Genomic DNA, 16,728 nt, shown 5'->3' with positions numbered 1-16,728 from the left:
CAACTTTGCTGAATATTCCTCATTCTTTGGCGTGATTTTTCAGTTGACGTCCTTCCGCTTTTCCGTCATTTTTACATCTGGACGTCTAAACGGATAGATGTTTACAACACAACAAATAATAACATGCGATTGATGAGGTAAGGTATGAGCTTTTTTCACGCCAACCAGCGGGAAGCCCTGAATCAGAGCCTGGCGGAAGTACAGGGTCAGATTAACGTTTCGTTTGAATTTTTCCCGCCGCGCACCAGTGAAATGGAGCAAACCCTGTGGAACTCCATCGATCGCCTGAGCAGTCTGAAACCGAAGTTTGTTTCGGTAACGTATGGCGCCAACTCCGGGGAACGCGACCGCACCCATAGCGTTATTAAAGGCATTAAAGAGCGTACTGGGCTTGAGGCCGCGCCGCACCTTACCTGTATTGACGCCACGCGCGATGAACTGCGCACCATCGCCCGCGACTACTGGAATAACGGTATCCGCCACATTGTCGCTTTGCGCGGTGATTTGCCGCCGGACAGCGGTAAGCCGGAGATGTACGCCGCCGATCTGGTTGGTTTGCTCAAAGAGGTGGCCGATTTCGATATTTCAGTAGCGGCCTATCCGGAGGTACATCCGGAAGCGAAAAGCGCGCAGGCCGATCTGCTTAATCTGAAGCGTAAAGTGGATGCTGGCGCTAACCGCGCGATAACCCAATTTTTCTTCGATGTGGAAAGCTACCTGCGTTTTCGCGACCGCTGTGTTTCTGCCGGTATCGACGTAGAAATTATTCCCGGCATTTTACCGGTGTCTAACTTTAAACAGGCGAAAAAATTTGCCGATATGACCAATGTCCGCATTCCGTCCTGGATGTCACTGATGTTTGAGGGGCTGGATGATGACGCAGAAACCCGCAAGCTGGTGGGCGCTAACATTGCGATGGACATGGTGAAAATTTTAAGTCGCGAAGGAGTAAAGGATTTCCACTTCTACACGTTGAATCGTGCGGAAATGAGTTATGCCATTTGCCACACACTGGGCGTAAGACCGGGTTTATAACCTCCAGCTCCCTGCCGGGAGCTTTATTACACCTCATATTGATCTACATCTCTGTAACTAAAAATATAAAAGGTATTAGCTATCGAATCTGTGGATTAATTCAACTATATCTATTTGCTCCTGGTGTATATCGTAACGGTAACACTTTAAAAGGGAGCTGAGATATGAGCACGACCGACGATACCCATAACACGTTATCCACTGGAAAATGTCCTTTCCATCAGGGGGGGCATGACCGAAGCGCAGGCGCAGGGACTGCCAGCCGCGACTGGTGGCCGAACCAGCTTCGCGTGGATCTTTTGAATCAACATTCCAACCGTTCTAACCCGCTGGGTGAAGACTTTGACTACCGCAAAGAGTTTAGCAAGTTAGACTACTCCGCCCTGAAAGGGGATCTCAAGGCGCTGCTGACCGATTCACAACCATGGTGGCCCGCCGACTGGGGCAGCTATGTCGGTTTGTTTATTCGTATGGCCTGGCATGGCGCTGGCACCTACCGTTCTATTGATGGTCGTGGTGGCGCGGGTCGTGGTCAACAGCGTTTTGCGCCGCTTAACTCCTGGCCGGATAACGTCAGCCTGGATAAGGCGCGTCGTTTGTTGTGGCCGATTAAGCAGAAATATGGCCAGAAAATTTCCTGGGCCGACCTGTTTATTCTGGCGGGTAACGTGGCGCTGGAAAACTCCGGCTTCCGTACCTTCGGTTTTGGCGCCGGGCGTGAAGATGTCTGGGAACCGGATCTGGATGTGAACTGGGGCGATGAAAAAGCCTGGTTGACTCACCGACACCCTGAAGCGCTGGCAAAAGCGCCGCTGGGCGCGACCGAGATGGGCCTTATCTACGTTAACCCGGAAGGGCCGGATCACAGCGGCGAACCACTTTCTGCCGCCGCCGCCATTCGCGCCACCTTTGGCAATATGGGGATGAACGACGAAGAAACCGTGGCGTTGATCGCTGGCGGGCATACCCTCGGTAAAACCCACGGCGCGGCAGCGGCATCCCATGTAGGGGCCGATCCGGAAGCCGCGCCGATTGAAGCGCAGGGCTTAGGTTGGGCCAGCAGCTATGGTAGTGGCGTTGGCGCCGATGCTATCACCTCCGGGCTGGAAGTGGTCTGGACGCAGACGCCGACCCAGTGGAGCAACTATTTCTTCGAGAACCTGTTCAAATATGAGTGGGTACAAACCCGTAGTCCGGCTGGCGCTATCCAGTTTGAAGCGGTAGACGCGCCGGACATCATCCCGGACCCGTTCGATCCGTCGAAAAAACGTAAGCCAACCATGCTGGTCACCGACCTGACGCTGCGTTTTGATCCGGAGTTCGAGAAGATTTCCCGTCGTTTCCTTAACGATCCGCAGGCCTTTAATGAAGCCTTTGCTCGTGCCTGGTTCAAACTGACGCACAGAGATATGGGACCAAAAGCGCGTTACATCGGACCGGAAGTGCCGAAAGAAGATCTGATCTGGCAGGACCCGTTGCCGCAACCGCTCTACCAGCCAACGCAGGAAGACATTATCAACCTGAAAGCGGCGATCGCTGCATCCGGGCTTTCTATTAGCGAGATGGTTTCGGTTGCCTGGGCATCCGCGTCTACTTTCCGCGGCGGCGATAAGCGTGGCGGCGCTAACGGCGCGCGTCTGGCATTAGCGCCTCAGCGCGACTGGGATGTCAACGCCGTTGCGGCTCGCGTTCTGCCGGTATTAGAAGCGCTCCAGAAAACGACGAATAAAGCTTCGCTGGCCGATATTATTGTGCTGGCGGGCGTGGTCGGTATCGAGCAGGCGGCCGCTGCTGCGGGTGTCAGCATCAGCGTACCTTTTGCGCCGGGCCGGGTGGATGCGCGTCAGGATCAGACCGACATCGAGATGTTCTCGCTGCTTGAACCGATTGCCGATGGATTCCGTAACTATCGTGCGCGTCTGGATGTGTCGACGACCGAATCGCTGTTGATTGATAAAGCGCAGCAGTTAACGTTGACCGCACCGGAAATGACGGTACTGGTTGGCGGGATGCGTGTGCTGGAAACCAACTTTGACGGCAGCCAGAACGGTGTCTTTACTGACAGACCGGGCGTGCTCAGCACTGACTTCTTCGCTAATCTGCTGGATATGCGTTACGAGTGGAAACCGACCGACGAATCTAATGAGCTGTTCGAAGGCCGGGATCGTCTGACTGGCGAGGTGAAATACACGGCGACCCGCGCCGATCTGGTGTTTGGTTCCAACTCCGTACTGCGCGCGCTGGCGGAAGTTTACGCGTGTAGCGATGCGCACGAGAAGTTTGTGAAGGACTTCGTCGCGGCATGGGTGAAAGTGATGAACCTGGACCGTTTCGATCTGCAATAATCTGATGGGTTAATTCGTCAGCGGCTGCTATTCGGTAGTCGCTGACGTTTTCCGCGTTTAATGCGAAAAATAACGAAAATGCCCCGTGACTTTCCAGTTAAATAATACATCTTCCTCCTGTGCTCCCGCGCCTATGTTATGCACAACCAGCGGCACCCCTTCAGGCGTGACGTTCAGGGATACCACGCCAATATGCGCAAGGCCGTTATCCAGTCGCCAGGAGACAATATCTCCCGGTTGATAATCGCTATATTTATCTGTCACCGGTAACGCTTTGTTGTGACGCTGGAACCAGGTTTCCAGATTCGGAACGCGGCGATGGTCGATATTGCTGTCCGGGCGTTTCAGCTTCCAGTTATTCGGGTAGGCAGAGAAATGCGCCTGTATGTCTTCATGTACCCGTTTCTGTAAATCAACCTGCTGACTGCGCAGCGCGCGGATGACGACATCTGCACATACGCCACGCTCCAGCGGAAGATCGCCATTCGGATAATCCAGACGAACATAGGCAGCATCATAAAATAGCGTCTTACCTATTTGCGTCCCGGCACTTTGGGCGATTGCAGCATTAGTTTGCGCCTGAACGGTTATTGGTCTGGTATCAGAGCGTGGCGAATGATGAGAGATATGGCTAATAAAAAAAGCAGCAAGAATACCGATAAGCGCCTGTGCGAATTTCATCTTCTTCGTCCGTGAAGTGTGTCAGTACGTCATTTGACTTTCCGCGGAGAGAATGGTGCGTGATAAAAAAGTCTATTTCAGGACAAAATGGACTGATTCCAGGCTATGGAATACCTGATGATGGCGCTTCGCTTACCCGGCCTGGATGATTGGATAACAAGGCCAGATAAGGTGCCTGTGTCGACATTCGGCAAATGAATTCTGTTGTGTCAGCAAGCTGAAATACTCCTGACTATTGTCAGGAGTATTGCTCAGACCTTATTCCCATTCCTGCAAGAAGCGTTGACCATACTGGTCGGCGACCAGCAGCGCGGCGTACACTTCATCCGGCGTTGCGCCGCCAGGCATGTTATGAATAGTTTCACCTTCTGCGCAGGAGGCTTCCGCGACGGTGCGCATTTTGGCCGGGATATCCTGTTTAATATCCAGTTGCGCCAGCGTAATCGGCAGGCCAACGGAATGGCACAGCGCCGCAACGGTTTCGATTTCTTCGACCGGCGCGTTTTCCAGCACCAGTTGCGTCAGCGTACCGAAAGCGACCTTCTCACCGTGATAATAGTGGTGCGCATCCGGAATCGCCGTTAAACCGTTATGAATCGCGTGCGCTGCGGCCAGACCGCCGCTTTCAAAACCGACCCCGCTCAGGTAGGTGTTGGCTTCGATGACGCGTTCCAGCGCTGGCGTGACGACGTGCTGTTCGGCGGCCAACATGGCTTTTTCGCCTTCTTCGATCAGCGTGTTATAGCATAGCTCCGCCAGCGCCAGCGCGGCCTGTGTACACTTGCCGCCCGCCATTGTGGTGGCGCCGCTGCGTGAGCAGGCGCGCGCTTCAAACCAGGTCGCCAGCGCATCGCCGATACCGGCTGCCAGCAGACGCGCCGGCGCGCCCGCCACTATCTGCGTATCGACAATAACCATATTCGGGTTATGCGGCAGCAGCAGATAACGGTCAAACTCACCGGCATCGGTATAAATAACCGAGAGTGCGCTGCACGGTGCGTCGGTAGAGGCGATAGTCGGCGCGATAGCGACCGGGACGTTCATAAAATGCGCCAGCGCTTTGGCGGTATCCAGCGTTTTACCGCCGCCGATACCCAGTACGGCGCCACACTGACTTTTCTCGGCGACGGCGCGCAGCCTGTCGATCTCATTTTGCGAACATTCGCCGCCAAACGGGGCGATTTCTACTGACAAACCGGCACCCGTCAGGCTTTTGCGCAGCGTCTCTTCGGCAAATCCCAGCACGAATTTATCGCCCACAACCAGCCAGTTGTTCGCCATTGGTTTTAAATAATCGCCAAGACGCGCGATGACGTTTGCACCCTGAATATACTTACCTGGTGACTGAATAATGCGATCCATACATTTCTCTCCTACAGGTTCAGATTACCAAAAGCGTTTTTCCAGTCTTGCTCAAACTTCTCTATTGCCGACTCTACCGCAGGCGTATTGAGCATTTGTTGCGCTACATCTAAAGGAAGGGTAATCGCCTGGCAACCTGCCAGTAAGCAATCCAGCGCCTGCCGCGGCGTTTTAAAGCTGGCCGCCAGTACCATGCTGTCGGGCGCGTGATGTTCCAGTAGCGTTTGCAGCTCCTGAACCATACGAATACCATCGCCGCCCTGCGCATCAACGCGGTTGACGTAGGGAGCGACATATTTTGCGCCCGCCAGCGCCGCCAGCAGGCCCTGCGATGCGCTGTAGACGGCGGTGCCCAGCGTCACGATGCCTTCTTTTTTCAGCAATTTAATCGCTGCAAGACCTTCGGCGGTCACCGGAATTTTCACCACAATGCCGGGGATGGCGTTATTCAGTCGTTTGGCTTCTTCCACCATCCCTTTCGCGTCGCGGCTCATGGTCTGCGCAAATAAAGTGCCTTCTTCGCCGATGGCGTTTTGCAGCCTGGGCAGCACATCCCAGATAGATTCTTTGCTGGCTGCCACAATGCTTGGATTGGTGGTGACGCCGGCAATCGGGAAAATGCGCGCCAGACGTTCAACTTCCGCCACGTTAGCGGTATCCAGATAGAGTTCCATAGTCTTTCCTTTACAGTTCAAGTTCATGTTGCAGCAGGCTGGCGATAGCGTCGGCGGAAGCGGCGTTAACCAGCGTGTTGCGGAATTCTTCGTGCATGATGCGGCGGGCCAGGCGCGAGAAAATACGCATATGCTGGTCGCCCGCGGCGTGTTTGTTAAGCGTCAGCATAATGATGAACTGCGCCTCGTCATCTCCCCAGCGTACCGGCGCGTTCAGGCGCGCCACGCTGATGGTGGACTGTTCGATATGTTCCGATTTGCTGTGCGGAATGGCAAAGCTAAAGCCCAGTCCGGTGGAGAATACCGCCTCGCGCGCCCATAGATCGGCTTCCAGTTTGCGCGGGTAGCGGCAGCGGCCCGCCAGCAGCAGATTGTCGGTCATGCCTTTAATCACTTCCTCTTTGCTGCGCCAGTCGCTATCAAGCGTTATGCATTGGGCGGTAACCAGCGGGGCATCCTGCTGCGACATGCGGAACTGCGCCAGCAGATGCTCCACCTCCAGCGAGGTGCGGCAGGCCATCGCCTGATTCAACAACTGGCGGCAGGCTCGGCTGTCGAGTTGTGCCATCCGCGCTTTGGCGGCGGGAATCGACGGCGCGCCCATGCTGATCTCGTCCAGCCCCAGACCTACCAGCAATGGCAGAACCGAACCTTTGGCCCCCAGTTCGCCGCACAGACCAATCCATTTGCCCTGACGATGTACCGCCTGCACCGCGAAATCCAACGCGCGCAGGAAGGCGGGATTCAGGCTGTTGTAGTGACGAGTGACTTTGGCGTTATCACGGTCTACCGCCAGCAGGTATTGTGTTAGATCGTTACTACCAATACTAAAGAAATCAATCTCTTCACAGCATTGATCGATGATGAACATCACCGACGGCACTTCCAGCATAATGCCGAGTGGGATCTTCTCATCGAACGGGATATGTTCATTACGCAGCTGCTGTTTGGCTTCCGCCAGCTTCTCTTTGACCCACAGAATCTCTTCCATAGAGGAGATCATCGGGATCATGATTTTCAGGTTGCCGTGGGCGGACGCGCGGAGGATCGAGCGTAGCTGGGTGGTAAACAGAGAAGCGTACTCTTCATAAATACGGACGGCGCGATAGCCGAGGAATGGGTTGGCTTCGGCAGGAATATTCAGATAATCAACGGGCTTATCGCCGCCTATATCCATTGTGCGCACAATAATGCTGCGTCCCTTTGCGGACTCCAGAGCCTGGCAAAAAATATTGTACAGCTCGTTTTCGTCCGGCGCGCAGGCGCGGTCCATATACAGCATTTCTGTGCGGAACAGGCCAACCGCTTCCGCGCCGTTACTAAAGGCCGCTTGCGCCTCGACGGAGTGCGCGATGTTGGCGGCGACCTCCATGCGGATGCCGTCAGCGGTGCGCGCTTCCTGGGTCAGCCAGATGCGCTGCTGTTCGCGCAGGGCGTCTTGCACGCGGGCTTCCTGCTGATAGTAACGAGTGACAGGCTCGTCAGGCGCAACGACAATCGCGCCTGCGTTGCCGTCAATATAAACCGTCTGCTGACGCCACGGTGTTAAGGCCTCAATCTCCACGCCAACCAGGGTGGGAATGTTGAATGAGCGGGCGAGAATCACCGTGTGCGAAGTGGTGCCGCCGCTTTTTAACAGCAGACCTTTGAGAAAGGTTTTATCCAGTTCGAGGAACTGGCTTGGCGTCAACTCTTCCGCCATACAGATAGATGGCCGGGTCAACTGGCCCGGCGCCGGAAAGCGCTGCTCACCGTAAATGTGTTGCAGTAACTGGAAGCAAACGTCACGAACATCCAGCGCGCGTTCCTGTAAATAGCTGCTGCTGGCGCGAGCGAACTCATTGCAGAAATGGTTCGCGCTTTCCACGATTGCCTGCGCGCAGCTTAAACCGCGCAGAACGCCGTCCAGTAAATGCTGACGCAGTGAAGCGTCGCCTGCCAGCGAACGATGGGCTTCCAGAATCGCGCTGGCGGCACCGTCACTGTCGAGCTGACGAAACTCAATATGCTTTATCAACATCGCTAAGCCATTGTCCAGCGCGGCTTGTTCCGTCTCTGTGTCGTTGGCGGTCGGGAGTTCGCCGAGCGCATTGAGATCCAGGGAAGAGAGTGGCGTCAGTACGCCGCCCGCGCTGCCGCTACACACGCTACGGGCGCGGTAAATCTGCGGATTCAGCTGGGTCAACGACGCCGGAAGCGGCTCCAGTTCGCTGTTTTTAATCTCCGCCAGCGGCGCGTCGCAGAGTGGGAATTCATCGCGCAGCCATTGACTCAGACGCTGACAGGCAACCTGTTCATCGGCACCGGAAATCACCAGCTGACAGTGGTCGCCAGCCAGCGTGTCGGTGCCAATCAGCGCCAGCGCGCTTTTGGCGCTGCCTTTGCGATCGGTGCGCAGGTTGTGCCACTCAATTTGCGACGTGAAGGTATTACACAGCGTTTCTACGTGGCTTGCCGGGCGCGCATGTACGCCATTCGGCAGTTCACAGGTAAATTCCACAATCAGGGGCATTGCCTCTCTCCCATAACGATTCTCTCGCTACAGCATAAAAGGAGGTAGCCGGAATACGCCATGTGACAAATCTGTCAAAAGCTGGATAAATGTAATGTAGCGCAAAAAGTGCGAGTTGTCTCACAACTTAGCGTGGTAGCGCGGGTTTTACCTTTTTCAGAAGTTATGAAGCGGATCGCATTTTTATACTGATATTACAAAAATCCAGTAAATGGCCTTTTTATCCACTGTCTGCGCGGCAATGGATTGCCTATTGTTTTCCGCAGTAACTTTATGGACATGGGCTTTATCCAGCCCGGGAGCGACTTATGAAAGAGTTGGTACAGATCCTGAAAAATACCCGCCAGCACCTGATGACCGGTGTTTCGCATATGATCCCCTTTGTGGTGGCTGGCGGAATTTTGCTGGCAGTCTCCGTCATGCTATATGGCAAGGGCGCCGTACCCGATGCCGCCACCGATCCGAATCTTAAAAAACTGTTTGATATCGGTGTCGCCGGGCTGACGCTGATGGTGCCTTTCCTCGCCGCATACATCGGTTACTCCATTGCCGAACGCTCCGCGCTGGCTCCTTGCGCAATTGGTGCCTGGGTGGGTAACAGCTTCGGCGCGGGTTTTTTCGGGGCACTTATCGCCGGACTTATCGGCGGGATCGTGGTGCATTACTTGAAGAAAATCCCGGTGCATAAGGTGCTGCGTTCTGTGATGCCTATTTTTGTGATTCCCATCGTTGGCACTTTTATCACCGCGGGCATCATGATGTGGGGGCTGGGCGAACCGATCGGTGCGCTGACAAGCAGCCTGACCCAATGGCTGCAAGGGATGCAGCAGGGCAGCATCGTGCTGCTGGCGGTGATCATGGGGCTGATGCTGGCTTTTGATATGGGCGGCCCGGTTAACAAAGTCGCTTATGCGTTCATGCTGATTTGCGTGGCGCAGGGCGTATATACCGTGGTGGCTATCGCCGCGGTGAGCATCTGCGTACCGCCACTGGGACTGGGGCTGGCGACGCTGATTGGCCGCAAGAATTTTTCTGTTGAAGAGCGCGAAGCCGGTAAAGCCGCGCTGGTCATGGGCTGCGTGGGCGTAACGGAAGGGGCGATTCCTTTCGCCGCTGCCGATCCGCTGCGCGTGATCCCATCCATTATGGTGGGCTCCGCTTGCGGTGCGGTAATGGCCGCGCTGTTTGGCGCGCAGTGTTATGCCGGTTGGGGCGGTTTAATTGTTCTGCCAGTCGTGGAAGGCAAGCTGGGTTATGTCGCGGCAGTCGCCGTGGGCGCGGTGGTAACGGCAGTCTGCGTTAACGTGCTGAAAAGCCTGACGCGTAAGAATGTGTCGCAAGTTGACGAAAAAGAAGACGACCTGGATTTAGATTTTGAGATGAATTAAGCGAGGAATAAGCCATGACTAAAATTATTGCAGTAACCGCGTGTCCTTCTGGTGTTGCGCATACCTATATGGCGGCTGAAGCGCTGGAAAGCGCAGCCAAAGCGAAAGGTTGGGATGTGAAAGTGGAGACTCAGGGCTCGATTGGGCTGGAAAATGAACTGACGGCAGAGGATGTGGCGAGCGCCGATATGGTGATTTTGACTAAAGATATCGGCATCAAGTTCGAAGAGCGGTTTGCGGGTAAAACTATCGTTCGCGTCAATATCAGCGACGCGGTAAAACGCGCCGACGCCATTATGAACAAGATTGACGCCCATCTTTCGCAAACCGCGTAACGTTAAAATGCCCGATGGCGCAAGTTTATCGGGCCTGCTCACAGGCCCGATAAGAGATTTATGCCGCCATCCGGCGCTCGTGTCCACAGGAGCTCCTCATGACCCATCGTATTCAACGCCTCAAAGCCGCTCTGTTTCAGAATCACCGTGAAATTTCTCTGGAGCGCGCGCTGCTTTATACCGCCAGCCATCAGCAGACGGAGGGCGAACCGGTCATTTTGCGCCGCGCCAAAGCGACGGCGTATATCCTTGAACATGTTGAAATTTCGATTCGTGACGAGGAGCTGATTGCCGGAAACCGAACCGTTAAGCCGCGCGCGGGTATTATGTCGCCGGAAATGGACCCGTATTGGCTGCTTAACGAGCTGGATCGGTTCCCGACGCGTCCGCAGGACCGTTTTGATATCAGCGAAGAGGATAAGCGCCTCTATCGTGAGGTTCTATTCCCGTACTGGGAAAAACGGTCGATGAAAGATTTTATTAACGGGCAGATGACCGATGAGGTGAAAGCCGCCGTCAGCACCCAGATTTTTAGCATTAACCAGACGGATAAAGGGCAGGGGCATATCATTATTGATTATCCACGCTTGCTCAATAACGGGCTGGGTGAACTGGCGGCGCAGATACGCGCGCGCTGCGAGCAACAGCCGGAAAACGACTTTTATCAGGCCGCTCTGTTGTTACTTGAGGCATCGCAACGCCACATCCTGCGTTATGCCGTGCTGGCGGAACAGCAGGCGGAGCGCTGCCCGGACGCTCGTCGTCGTCAGGAACTGCTCACCATTGCCGCCAATTCGCGGCATAACGCGCAGCACAAACCACAGACGTTCTGGCAAGCATGTCAGCTGTTCTGGTACATGAACATTATTTTGCAGTACGAGTCCAACGCCAGTTCGCTGTCGCTCGGGCGTTTCGACCAGTACATGCTGCCGTTTTATCAGACTTCGCTCACTCAGGGCGACGATCCGGCGTTCCTGAAAGAGTTGCTCGAGTCGCTGTGGGTGAAATGCAACGATATCGTGCTGCTGCGTTCCACCAGTAGCGCGCGCTATTTTGCCGGTTTCCCGACGGGTTACACCGCGCTGCTGGGCGGATTGACGGAAAGCGGACGCAGCGCGGTAAACGTGCTCTCTTTTCTCTGCCTGGATGCCTACCAGAGCGTGCAGTTGCCGCAGCCGAATCTCGGCGTGCGCACTAACGCGCTGATTGATACGCCGTTCCTGCTCAAGACCGCCGAGACCATTCGCCTCGGTACCGGCATTCCACAGATTTTCAATGACGAAGTGGTGGTTCCCGCGTTCCTTAACCGTGGCGTGTCGTTGGAGGATGCGCGCGATTATGCGGTGGTGGGATGTGTTGAGCTGTCGATTCCGGGCAGAACCTACGGGCTGCATGACATCGCCATGTTTAATCTGCTGAAAGTGATGGAAATCAGCTTGTATGAAAATGAGGGCAACGACACTCTTACTTATGAGGCGTTGCTGGCGCATATTCGCGCCAAAATCAGTCACTACATTACACTAATGGTAGAAGGCAGCAATATTTGCGATATCGGCCATCGTGACTGGGCGCCGGTGCCGCTGCTCTCTTCGTTTATCAGCGACTGCCTGGAGAAAGGGCGAGACATCACCGACGGCGGCGCGCGCTATAACTTTTCGGGCGTACAGGGCATCGGTATCGCCAACCTGAGTGATTCCCTTCATGCGCTCAATGGGCTGGTATTCGATCAGCAGCGCCTGAGTTTTGATGCGCTGCTGTCGATCCTGAAAAACAACTTCGCCACGCCAGAAGGGGAAAAGATCCGCGCCAGGCTTATCAACCGCTTCGAAAAATATGGCAACGACATTGATAATGTCGATAACATCAGCGCCGAACTGCTGCGGTATTACTGCAAAGAGGTGGAAAAATACCAGAATCCGCGCGGCGGCCAGTTTACGCCGGGTTCATACACGGTTTCCGCGCATGTGCCGCTGGGAGCGGTGGTCGGCGCGACACCGGACGGGCGTTTTGCCGGAGAACAGCTGGCGGATGGCGGCCTGTCGCCGATGCTCGGACAGGATATGCAAGGGCCGCCGGCGGTACTAAAATCAGTAAGTAAGTTGGATAACACGCTGCTGTCGAACGGTACGTTGCTGAACGTGAAGTTTACTCCTGCGACTCTGGAAGGAGAGGCGGGACTGCGCAAGCTGGCGGATTTCCTGCGCGCGTTTACCCAGCTCAAACTGCAGCACATCCAGTTTAATGTGGTGAATGCCGACACATTGCGCGAAGCGCAGCTACGGCCTCAGGATTTCGCTGGGCTGGTGGTGCGCGTGGCGGGCTACAGCGCCTTCTTTGTCGAGCTGTCGAAGGAGATTCAGGATGACATTATTCGCCGCACCGCGCATCAGTTGTGAGGTTGTGGGGGCGCGCGATGAGGAGACCGCGCGTATCTTCAATATCCAGCGCTATTCGCTGAATGACGGGCAGGGGATTCGTACGGTGGTCTTTTTTAAGGGCTGTCCGCATACCTGTCCGTGGTGCGCTAATCCGGAATCTATCTCGCCGCGCATTGAAACGGTGCGCCGGGAAAATAAATGCCTGCGTTGCACGCCGTGTCTGCGGGATGCCGACGAATGTCCTTCCGGCGCGTTTGAGCGTATTGGGCGTGATATTACGCTGGATGAACTGGAACGCGAAGTGCTGAAAGACGACATCTTCTTTCGTACTTCCGGCGGCGGGGTGACGCTTTCTGGCGGCGAAGTGCTGATGCAGGCGCCGTTCGCCACGCGCTTCTTACAGCGATTGCGGCGTTGGGGCGTTCCTTGTGCTATTGAAACGGCTGGCGATACGTCGGCCAGCCGTCTACTGCCGTTGGCAAGGGCGTGTGATGAGGTATTGTTTGATCTGAAAATTATGGATGCGGAGCGGGCGCGCGAGGTGATCAACATGAATCTGCCGCGCGTACTGGAGAATTTACGGTTACTGGTTAGCGAGGGAATCACGGTGATCCCTCGTTTGCCGTTGATTCCTGGCTTTACGCTTAACGCAGAGAATCTGCAGTGCGCGTTAACATTGTTGAGATCATTAGGAATAAAGCAGGTTCACCTGCTACCGTTTCATCAGTACGGCGAGCCGAAATACCGGCTGCTTGGAAAATCATGGATGATGAAAGATATTCCCGCGCCGTCGGTGCAAGAGATCGCTCTGTTTCGGGAGATGGCGGAGCAAGCAGGATTTCAGGTCACCACAGGAGGTTAATATGGCAGTACCTGTACGGCATCTGGTGGCAGTGACCGCCTGCGTGAGTGGTGTAGCGCATACCTATATGGCTGCTGAACGGCTGGAAAAACTTTGCCAGCAGGAGAAGTGGAGCATCAAGATTGAAACCCAAGGGGCACTCGGTACAGAGAACCGCTTAATGGAAGAGGATATCCGCCGTGCCGATGTCGTGTTGCTCATTACCGATATCGAGCTGGCGGGCGTAGAGCGATTTACCCGGAGTCGCTATGTCCAGTCGGGGATCAGCGCTTTTTTGCGGGAGCCACAGCGGGTAATGAGCGCTGTGCGTAAACTCCTTTCCGCGCCGCAACATACCCACCTTATCCTGGAGTAATCTGCTTTTCCGTTAGCTGGCTGTGATACTGGCGGCGATACTCCGACGGCGAGCGTTCCGTATTTTTGCGAAACAGGCGGCAGAAATAGTTACTGTCGACAAAGCCGCAGCGGTGCGCCACCTCTTTCACTTTCAGGTCATAACCCTTCAGCAACGTTTTGGCGTGTTCCAGTCGCGTATGGTTCAGGTATTCGTTAAAGCCGATGGCCCCCGTTTTCTGGAACAGGTGCGAGAGGTAATTTGGCGAGATATAAAACGCCTGTGCTACCGATTCGCGCGTCAACGGCGCGGCGTAGCGTTCATCAATATACTCCCGAATGGCTTCAAAAAGCGCGCGGCTGCGGGAGGCGGTCTGGATTTGGCTGCCGAGCAGATCGCGGCAATGGCTTAGCAGGCTGGCGACAATCAATCTGGCCGTTTGCTGCTCTTGCGGCTGCATCTGCATCTCATTAAGCGTTTGTAACAGGAACGAGCCGATACGCGGGCCGCGGCGCGCAACGTGCTGTTTCGTGAGGTTTTGATGCTGCTGACCATCCCAGTGGACTACGCTGAAACCTAACTGCTGTTTGCCAAACAGAATGCTCAGGGTGGTGACGGGCGTTTGCCATTGCGGGATGTTCCAGCCGCCAGCCGGAACGTAGAGAACATCGCAAGGAATGAGCGGGGCGGTAATGCTCATGTCAGTAAGCTCGCCCTCCAGCACAATCTCCAGCCGCGGAAAATCCACCTGGTACGCCAGTTCCGGCGCTGGGCCGCTGGCGCTGGCAAAATAAATCTGGCGCAGCGGCAGCGGGCCGTTGATGAGACGGGAGAGAAGGTGGCTGACGTCGTGATACATGATAATCCCCTGCCGATCGCAAACAGAGGAAACAGTAACGTCGAAAACCGATGTCCTCAAGCGATTATTGCCGGATAGCGGCGCTTTGCGCCTTATCCGGACTACGGGAGAGAAGCACGCCAGGCCCGATAAGCGTTAGCGTTATCGGGCAACATACAGGCTATTGATTACCGACCTGATCGCCATACGGCAACGTATCATAATCAATCAGCGCGTTTTTCTTATACGGGTTGCCAATCCAGCGCGTGGTCTCTTTGAACTGCGGGTTGGTGATGGAACGCGTCGGGTCGTAGCCATCATAGGTCAGGCCCGCTAAGTCCGACCAGGTGTGGATAAGCTCGGAACTGCTGTACTTACGATCGACATCCTGTGAGAAGTCGCGCGGATGCGCTGCCTGCCATTTCTCTGAGGTCCACAGCAGGAACGGCACCGTATACATATGACGGGTTGGCGAATCTTCGTTTCGTCCCTGCGTCTTATGCGGCGGCGTGTCATACACTTCTTCACCGTGATCGGAGAAGTAAAGCAGGAAACCGTTCGGATCGGTCGCTTTATAGTCCTTAATCAGGCTGGCGACAACATAGTCGTTATACAGGTTCGCGTTGTCGTAATCGTTATACGACTCCAGTTCGTCGCTGCTTAATCCCGGCGGAACATGGTCGGTTTTACCATCAAACTTGCCCTGGTTTTCTGGATAGCGGAACTTGTATTTAATATGCGTTCCCAGCAGATGCACAATAATGAATTTTTTCGGCGCCGGGTCGGCTAACACCGCTTTAAACGGCGCCAGCACGTTGCTGTCATATTCGCGCGCGCTTTGAGTGCGCTGCTGGTTCATATAGAACTGCTTATCAGTCTGCTTAGAGAACACGGTCAGCATGGTATTACGCGCCGTCATCGTCTGCTGGTTAGTGATCCAGAAGGTTTTATACCCGGCCTGTTTCATCATATTCATCAGCGATGGCTTCGTCAGATACCAGTCCGGGTTCTTTTCGTCCGCGAACGTTAGCGCCTGTTGCAGGATCTCAATGGTGTACGGTCGCGAAGTTACCACATTATTAAACACGGTCAGCCCGGGGTCGGTTTTATGCAGCGCGTCCAGTTCCGGCGTGGTTTCGCGCGGATAACCGTACAGACTCATACGGCCACGCTGGGTCGATTCGCCAATCACCAGTACCAGTGTGCGCGGCGCATCACCGGAGTGGTCCTGGAAGTTAGCCAGCGGCGGCAGGGCATCGTTTTCATTCAGCAGTTTATTCAGCGAGGCGAGCTGTAAACGGTACTGATAGTAGCCAGTAATAAATTGCCACGGCGCGGCGGGTTCCATTCGTGACGCCAGGCTATCCAGCGTTTTCTCCATCGACTTATGCTTGATAAAGGTATTCATCGCGATGGGATGGAGGATCAGCCCGTACAGCAGGGCAAACGACACCAGATAACGCCAGGGGGATGGAATATAAACCGGGCGCAGACGTGTCCACAGCAAAATCGCCGCCACCGTATAAGCCAGCGCGACAAGAACAATTTTCAGACTGAAATATTGGCTTAAATATTCGCTGGCTTCATTGGCGTTGGTTTCAAACATCACAAACAGCACGCTTTGCGAGAACTCCTGCCCGTAGATTACGTAATAGCTCAGCGCCGCCAGCGAGGCGGCCCAGAGTACGACGCCAATAACGGCAGCAATAACCCGGATGCGGCCTGGAAACAGAAAGACCGGGATCAGCCACAGTGAGCTGTACAGTAGCGAATCCCGCAGACCGTTTGTCCCGCTGTATCCGGTGAGATAAATAATGGCCTGCAGGAGGGTGGAAAAGAACCAAAAGTAGAGCAGTGCCCAGCCCAGGGCTTTCCAGCTAAACGCGGGTTTAGTCTGGAGTAATGTGGATTGCATAATGAGAGCCTGTCTTTAATCGTAGCGCCAAACGTAACGCCTGAACCTTAAAAGAATCTGAAGCAAACC

13 protein-coding genes are annotated in these 16,728 nt (G+C 54.9%); 7 read left to right on the top strand and 6 right to left on the bottom strand.

Annotated elements, in window-relative coordinates; genetic code table 11:
- The first annotated feature begins 144 nt into the window (after positions 1 to 144).
- On the top strand, positions 145 to 1,035 hold the full coding sequence (gene metF / locus ACLJNW_RS20280) for a methylenetetrahydrofolate reductase (protein ID WP_000007504.1): 891 nt from the start codon (positions 145 to 147) through the stop codon (positions 1,033 to 1,035).
- Positions 1,036 to 1,199: 164 nt separating this feature from the next.
- Entirely contained in the window at positions 1,200 to 3,380 is a 2,181-nt protein-coding gene (gene katG, locus ACLJNW_RS20275) for a catalase/peroxidase HPI (RefSeq protein WP_058663609.1), read from the top strand.
- 57 nt (positions 3,381 to 3,437) lie between these two features.
- Here the strand turns inward: katG and ACLJNW_RS20270 are convergent, their stop codons facing one another.
- The 4 genes from ACLJNW_RS20270 to ptsP all read right to left on the bottom strand — a co-directional run bounded on the left by ACLJNW_RS20270 (position 3,438) and on the right by ptsP (position 8,609).
- A complete protein-coding gene (locus ACLJNW_RS20270) occupies positions 3,438 to 4,061 on the bottom strand; it encodes a DUF1287 domain-containing protein (RefSeq protein WP_024154539.1) in 624 nt (207 codons plus the stop codon).
- Positions 4,062 to 4,319: 258 nt separating this feature from the next.
- On the bottom strand, positions 4,320 to 5,423 hold the full coding sequence (locus tag ACLJNW_RS20265; RefSeq protein ID WP_000374041.1) for a glycerol dehydrogenase: 1,104 nt from the start codon (positions 5,421 to 5,423) through the stop codon (positions 4,320 to 4,322).
- Positions 5,424 to 5,434: 11 nt separating this feature from the next.
- Positions 5,435 to 6,097, bottom strand: a complete 663-nt coding sequence (gene fsa / locus ACLJNW_RS20260; RefSeq protein ID WP_000424866.1) for a fructose-6-phosphate aldolase — start codon at positions 6,095 to 6,097, stop codon at positions 5,435 to 5,437.
- 10 nt (positions 6,098 to 6,107) lie between these two features.
- Entirely contained in the window at positions 6,108 to 8,609 is a 2,502-nt protein-coding gene (gene ptsP, locus ACLJNW_RS20255) for a phosphoenolpyruvate--protein phosphotransferase (RefSeq protein ID WP_001128491.1), read from the bottom strand.
- A 308-nt stretch (positions 8,610 to 8,917) separates the two neighbouring features.
- Between ptsP and ACLJNW_RS20250 the strand changes: the two genes are divergently transcribed.
- The 5 genes from ACLJNW_RS20250 (at position 8,918) to ACLJNW_RS20230 (ending at position 13,927) form a co-directional block, all read left to right on the top strand.
- Entirely contained in the window at positions 8,918 to 9,997 is a 1,080-nt protein-coding gene (locus ACLJNW_RS20250; protein ID WP_000661597.1) for a PTS fructose transporter subunit EIIC, read from the top strand.
- A gap of 14 nt (positions 9,998 to 10,011) precedes the next feature.
- Complete coding sequence (locus ACLJNW_RS20245) at positions 10,012 to 10,332, top strand: PTS fructose-like transporter subunit IIB (RefSeq protein WP_000161258.1); 321 nt, start codon at positions 10,012 to 10,014, stop codon at positions 10,330 to 10,332.
- Between the two features lie 98 nt (positions 10,333 to 10,430).
- Complete coding sequence (locus tag ACLJNW_RS20240; protein WP_023204374.1) at positions 10,431 to 12,728, top strand: formate C-acetyltransferase; 2,298 nt, start codon at positions 10,431 to 10,433, stop codon at positions 12,726 to 12,728.
- The gene (locus ACLJNW_RS20235; RefSeq protein ID WP_000171724.1) at positions 12,694 to 13,572 is read left to right on the top strand and encodes a [formate-C-acetyltransferase]-activating enzyme; all 879 of its coding nucleotides are present in this window, start codon (positions 12,694 to 12,696) and stop codon (positions 13,570 to 13,572) included. The genes ACLJNW_RS20240 and ACLJNW_RS20235 overlap by 35 nt, the downstream gene beginning before the upstream one ends.
- Position 13,573: 1 nt before the next feature.
- Positions 13,574 to 13,927 (top strand): PTS fructose-like transporter subunit IIB, encoded by a 354-nt coding sequence (locus ACLJNW_RS20230; protein ID WP_023204375.1) that lies wholly within the window; start codon positions 13,574 to 13,576, stop codon positions 13,925 to 13,927.
- On the opposite strand, the gene ACLJNW_RS20225 is transcribed toward ACLJNW_RS20230, so the two are convergent.
- Both ACLJNW_RS20225 and ACLJNW_RS20220 read right to left on the bottom strand, forming a co-directional pair.
- Positions 13,914 to 14,765 carry a helix-turn-helix transcriptional regulator gene (locus tag ACLJNW_RS20225; protein WP_000274596.1) on the bottom strand — a complete coding sequence of 284 codons (852 nt, stop codon included), beginning with the start codon at positions 14,763 to 14,765 and terminating at the stop codon, positions 13,914 to 13,916. The genes ACLJNW_RS20230 and ACLJNW_RS20225 overlap by 14 nt on opposite strands.
- A 160-nt stretch (positions 14,766 to 14,925) precedes the next feature.
- Positions 14,926 to 16,659: a phosphoethanolamine transferase CptA gene (locus ACLJNW_RS20220; RefSeq protein WP_001192092.1), complete on the bottom strand. Its 1,734-nt coding sequence runs from the start codon at positions 16,657 to 16,659 to the stop codon at positions 14,926 to 14,928.
- Positions 16,660 to 16,728: the final 69 nt, after the last annotated feature.

This window comes from Salmonella sp. SAL4457 (genome assembly GCF_046548235.1).
In the GTDB taxonomy this organism is placed as follows: Bacteria; Pseudomonadota; Gammaproteobacteria; order Enterobacterales; family Enterobacteriaceae; genus Salmonella; species Salmonella enterica.
The sequence above is the reverse complement of the archived record's forward strand: the minus strand, read 5'-3'. Positions and strand labels throughout refer to the sequence as shown.